Source organism: Flavobacterium sp. FPG59, from assembly GCF_002150205.1.
In the GTDB taxonomy this organism is placed as follows: domain Bacteria; phylum Bacteroidota; class Bacteroidia; order Flavobacteriales; family Flavobacteriaceae; genus Flavobacterium.
The window spans coordinates 1-3,508 of sequence record NZ_MTCA01000274.1 but is presented as its reverse complement, the minus strand read 5'-3'; the positions used below and the strand labels follow the sequence as shown (position 1 = coordinate 3,508).

The following is a 3,508-nucleotide window of genomic DNA, read 5'->3' as shown; positions in this document are numbered from 1 at the left end:
CTCCTCTACCTCCTTTACTGTGCGTTTAAAATTAAACTTTTTTGGAATAATTAGATTAATGATGGTATAAAAAAAGCTCATAAGTAGAAATAATATTCCTGTTTATATTTCTGTATGTCAACACAGAAAAAGGACAATTATTAAAATTACCCAACTTAATAGAACATTTCACAGAACAGACCACGAAGTGAAAAAACTGAAACTGTCTGCGCTAGTTCCTAATAAACAGGTAATAAAAACTATACAAGAGGGGACATTAACTTTCCACTTGTTTTACAAATATGGTAGATAGTGTTTTGGATATGCCATGAGTTATCCCACACAACTTATGAATACTATAAAGGTGCAGCGTTCGGCGCGTACAATGCAGTCACTGGGTATTCCCAAAATATCCAAAATTAACAAAAGATGATGAAGCCAAACTAACCTCTATTTGATGGTTAGCACAGGACAGATAAGCACGCAATCGACTTTTAATCTTTGTTTGGAATTTTTCAATAAAGTTTCGGACGCACTAATCCTTAAATTAAGCAACCAGAGGCTGTCCGAAAATTACTTTTCGGACAGCCTCTGGTTTATATTATTTATAATTGTCGATAGATAGAATTAGTCTATAAAAATCCCTAAAAATAAGTTGAAACTCCAACACTAAATCCATCGGTAGTAGCCGGTGGGTTTCCTAAAATATCGGTTTGTTTCTGAAAGCGATAATTTAGTCTAAAAACAGTCTGTGAGGTAGGACGGAAACTTAACGCAGGCATGATGCTCCAAATATCTTCTGCAATATTCCCACTAGTTTCGTTAAAGGTTCCAACGTTCCAATCAACATATTCCAGTCGACAAGCTAAGTTTAACACAACATTTTCCCAACCTAAAACATTTTTTGTAAGTAAAGGTTGAACGATATCGATAAATCCTCCAAATTGCTTATTGCCAAATTGTTGGCCATACGTTTCCGGAACATCTACTTTAACCCATGCCAATTCTGAAGTTATAAACGTTTTAATTTTAGGAAGCGTTGTGTTAAAGTCTAATGCATAAATATCGACACGTCGTTTTTTGTCTAAAATTATTCCTTCATCTTGAAATTTATTGTAAACGCCCCCCATATAGGAGAGTCCTAATTCACCAATTTTACTGTTTCGAATAGCGATTTTACTAGTAAATAAAGGTAATCCGCTATTTATTTCTTCAAAACGTTCTGGATTGTTTTTGGCAGCTGGCAGAAAAGTTTTGTTCTCTGTGTTTTCAATTATCGAGTTATCAAAACTTCCTGAGAAATAAGCTTCATAGCCAATCATCCAATTCTTCGAGTATTTTTTTCCAAAAAGCCCAGCCCCAGCATTACTAAAAGTACTCGGTAACATTTGTGTTGCTGAAATGGGTCTGTCGGTAAATTCCCATTTTGGACCATCATGATTCTGATTGAAAGCCCCAATAGGATTCATGATTATTCCTCCTCTAAAATTAACCAAGGGATTAAATTCAACATCCACAGAGGCGAATTCTATAGCGATTTCCTTTCCACCTTCTTCAAATTCGATCTCGCTTAAAAATTTCACACGTTTGCTGATTGCCGATGACATAAAAATGGTTAATCGTCTGGCTTGAAATTGATGTCCTTCGGAAACGCCATCGGTGGAAAGGCGTTGCCAATTAGCTTCCAGATAACCTCCAACGGCTATGGGTGTTTTTCCAATATTTAAAAAAGGACGATTATAAACAGCATCCATATTTAAAGCTTGTTTTGTACTGTCTTTAGACGTCCTTTTTAGTAAAACAGGGTCGATTTGTGAATAGAAATTTATAGAAAATAAAAATGTTATGCATAGGAGTTTTAGTCTCATTTTAATGATATTTTAAGGGTGCCGTTATCTATTATGATCGGAAAATTTCGTAAATTTCTATCAGCCGGGCCGTTTTCTAAACTTCCTTTGTTGCTAAATTCACTTCCATGTGCCGGACATTGTAATTTATCTCCAAAAACCTGCAGTTCTGCTCCTTGATGAGTGCATTGCATAAATAGTGCGCTATAATTATTCGCGTCAAAACGATAAACACAAATAGGATGGGTCAGTTTTTCGTTTTGTATGATTACGTATTTTTTATATTCTATGATTCCCTTATTTTTGATTTCAAAATCAGTCAATGGAACTAGAATATCTGAACCTTTTATCTCTTTTTCCAAAATTTTAGATGTGCTGCAGCTTTGTAATAAAGTAAGAGTTGAAATTCCTGCTAAACAACCAAAACCACATGTTTTTAAAAAATCTTTTCTGTTCATAATTACAATGATTTTATAAATTTTAGTAATGCCTCTCTGTCTGATTGTGAAAGATTTTGATAGCCTGTTTTACTGTTGTTTGCTTCGCCACCATGCATTAAAATGGCACTTTCAATACTATTTGCTCTACCATCGTGCATTAAGAAATAGTTCCCTCCTTGTGCGTCTTCAGAAAGCCCTATTCCCCATAGTGGTGGTGTTCTCCATTCGTAAGTTTTTGCGCTTCCTTCAGTATAACCATCGTCTAAACCGCTTCCCATATCGTGTAATAACAAATCGGTGTAAGGAGCGAATGTTTTATTTGAAAGGGCCTTAATAGGTGAATAACCTGTTTTCAATTCAGATTTATGACAGCTTGCGCAATTAATTTGGTTAAAAATGGTTGCTCCTTGTTTAACAACTGCATCACCTTGATTGCGTTGAATTGGTGCTTTTAATGTTTGCAAGTAAAAAACAACGTCGTTTACGGTACTTGTCGCAATTTCAGGATCAATTTCCAGATTAGTATAAACGTCAATAGGATTGAATATAGAGGTAATTCCGATGTCTTGGTTGTAAGCATTTACGGTTTGGTGCAATAAATCAAAAGCCGCGGCTTTTTTGCCAAAACGGCCTATATATTTTCCGTTTTGTGAAATTGCATCAGTATTCGGTGTAATAAAGGATGGAGCTACTATCCAGTTTGGAACACCAGAAATCCCATCACCATTAACGTCATTAGGATCTGCCATTGCCAGGATAGTTGCATCTGTAACAGATTCTAAAAATCCTAAACCTGTATTTGCTGGTGGCGTAAATTTAGCAAAAGTAGCTCCAGATGGGATTTGTTCGGGTAAAAATCCGGGTAGCGATCTATTTTGTAATTGTGGGCCACCTTGGTTTAGGAACAAGTTTCCTGTTTCATCAATTTGTCCAAAACGGGTAAGTGTGGTAGAGGGGTGTCCTTTACCGTCGCCAGCATGACAACTGATACAGCTTGACGCAACAAAGGTAGGACCAAGTCCTGTTTCACGGGTAAAAACCTCATTGAATGCCGCATCACCTTTTAAGAAACGTGCTAACTCTTCATGGGAGAGCCCTTCAACGGTTCCATCTAAAACTTCATCATCAGCAGGAATTTCAGTATAATTTTCATCACAAGATGTGAATAACAGGATCAAGAGTATTGGTATAACCCAAAAAAAAAAGTGTATTGTTTTCATTTGCATAAATTAAATTTTAGGC

General features: G+C 36.0%; 3 protein-coding genes. All 3 read right to left on the bottom strand.

Annotated elements, in window-relative coordinates; all coding sequences use genetic code 11:
* Positions 1-623 precede the first annotated feature (623 nt).
* From FPG59_RS14895 to FPG59_RS14885, 3 genes are read right to left on the bottom strand one after another with little or no spacing between them, the layout of a single operon-like run.
* Positions 624-1,847, bottom strand: a complete 1,224-nt coding sequence (locus tag FPG59_RS14895; protein ID WP_086455350.1) for a hypothetical protein — start codon at positions 1,845-1,847, stop codon at positions 624-626.
* The gene (locus tag FPG59_RS14890; RefSeq protein ID WP_086455349.1) at positions 1,844-2,284 is read right to left on the bottom strand and encodes a ubiquinol-cytochrome c reductase iron-sulfur subunit; all 441 of its coding nucleotides are present in this window, start codon (positions 2,282-2,284) and stop codon (positions 1,844-1,846) included. The genes FPG59_RS14895 and FPG59_RS14890 overlap by 4 nt, the downstream gene beginning before the upstream one ends.
* Before the next feature lie 2 nt (positions 2,285-2,286).
* Entirely contained in the window at positions 2,287-3,486 is a 1,200-nt protein-coding gene (locus FPG59_RS14885; protein WP_086455351.1) for a di-heme oxidoredictase family protein, read from the bottom strand.
* Between the last annotated feature and the right edge of the window lie 22 nt (positions 3,487-3,508).